At 23.9% G+C, this 1,755-nt stretch carries 3 protein-coding genes; 1 reads left to right on the top strand and 2 read right to left on the bottom strand.

All coding sequences use genetic code 11. The features are described from left to right. Positions 1–342: hypothetical protein (locus G3997_RS04725; RefSeq protein WP_296648903.1), on the bottom strand; the 342-nt coding region annotated here is incomplete at its 3' end. Positions 343–591: 249 nt separating this feature from the next. On the opposite strand from G3997_RS04725, the gene G3997_RS04720 reads away from it, so the two are divergent. Then, entirely contained in the window at positions 592–870 is a 279-nt protein-coding gene (locus G3997_RS04720) for a hypothetical protein (protein ID WP_296648900.1), read from the top strand. Between the two features lie 37 nt (positions 871–907). On the opposite strand, the gene trmB is transcribed toward G3997_RS04720, so the two are convergent. Beyond that, positions 908–1,546: a tRNA (guanosine(46)-N7)-methyltransferase TrmB gene (gene trmB, locus G3997_RS04715; RefSeq protein ID WP_296648897.1), complete on the bottom strand. Its 639-nt coding sequence runs from the start codon at positions 1,544–1,546 to the stop codon at positions 908–910. Between the last annotated feature and the right edge of the window lie 209 nt (positions 1,547–1,755).

Genomic DNA, 1,755 nt, shown 5'->3' with positions numbered 1-1,755 from the left:
AAATAATATAAAAATAGCTGGTATTGTAAAATAGATTTTAGCACCCATAAATCCTATAACAACAGTAAATATGCGTATAAAATAATTAAAAGACTCTAAAGATGTATTTAATATTTCTTTTTTTAAAGTATATGATCTAATTAATCCAAGAAATAAGTTTAGTATGCAAAGAGGAAATAATAGATAACTAGAAGTTACCCCGCTAAAACCTAAAAAATCAAAATATCCTCCTATATTACCATATACAAACATATAACCATTTAAGTAAGCATAAATACATGCTAAAATACCAAGAGTTCCACCTAAAGCTTGGGTGTACCAATCTAAAAATTTGATTCTCATAGTATCACTCCTAACAACTGTATATAGAATTAATATGCATTTATGGAAATAAATATATCATTTTATTTATATCATTTTTGTTWTTTATATTATYTTTGTTTTAGTATTTATTTTTCCATTAATAAGTAATATAATATAGTTCTATTAAAATTTACGTATTCCTGCATATTATTTATTCTATTGAATGATTAAATGCCATTAATGTGGAAATACTACTATTAAATCCACTGAGTAAGGGGGAGTTTGATTATGTTAAATACTTTAGAGTTTATACTTAGAATTTTATTTTTTGTTTTATCTATTGTGTGGGCTGGAAAGATAATGATATTAAGAACTGATAAACAGATAGTTATAAATCCTTTGCTTATTATAATTTCTTCTCTTTTAGTAATCCTGCCTTCATCTAAAGAAGGTATAGAACTACTTGGTGTAAGTGTTCAAAATATAAAAATAACTTTATATTGTATATACATAGTTATAATTGTATTAGGTATATACTCTACAAATAAAAAGCATGGAATTTTTTAAAAAATAAGAGGTTACATTTAAATAACCCCTTATTTTTTTATCTTAACTTAGCTTCACATCTAAATATTTTTAAACCTTGAGACATGAACTTGTCTTCATATTCAGTTGTAACATTTTCAAATTCGCTTTTAGCTAAATCTAAAGATATATTTTTAAGCATCCAATCATTAGAAGCTATTTCATTTAAACTAAATTCAAATAAACCTTCATTATCAGTTTTAAAGTGAATTTCTCCATCTTTATTAAGTATTTGCTTATACATGTTTAAGAAATTAGTATGAGTTAATCTTCTCTTAGCCCATCTTTTCTTTGGCCATGGATCACAGAAGTTTATATAAATTCTAGATAACTCATCTGTATCAAAATACTCTAAAGYTTTACTTACATCTGCCCAAGCAAATTTAATATTCTTTAAGTTATCTTGTTCAGCTTTTTCTACACCTTTTATAAGAACTTCTTCTTTTATTTCAAAAGCTATATAGTTTATATCTGGATTTTGTTTTGCTAATGTAGTTAAAAACTTTCCTCTTCCAGTTCCGAATTCTGCGTATATAGGATTGTCATTATTAAATAGCTCATTCCACTTCCCTTTTAAAGATTCTATATTATCTCTAACAACATAATCTTTATAGCTTAATAGTTTTATATCTGCACCTTTTACTTTTCTTCTTCTCATGTGTTATCTCCTTGAATTATATACTGATATATAATTATACAAAAATTCTTATAAAAAATAAAGGTTTTATATTATAGATGAGGTTTCTTTATATGATGAGTTTTTATACTTATTATTTAATTTACTCTATATAACTTACATAATTACTAGTAAAAGTTTAAATACTTTATAGTTTAATATTAGATAAGACATAAAATATATACTTTTAT

It is taken from the genome of Romboutsia sp. 13368 (genome assembly GCF_018336475.1).
GTDB lineage: Bacteria > Bacillota > Clostridia > Peptostreptococcales > Peptostreptococcaceae > Romboutsia.
The sequence above is the reverse complement of the archived record's forward strand: the minus strand, read 5'-3'. Positions and strand labels throughout refer to the sequence as shown.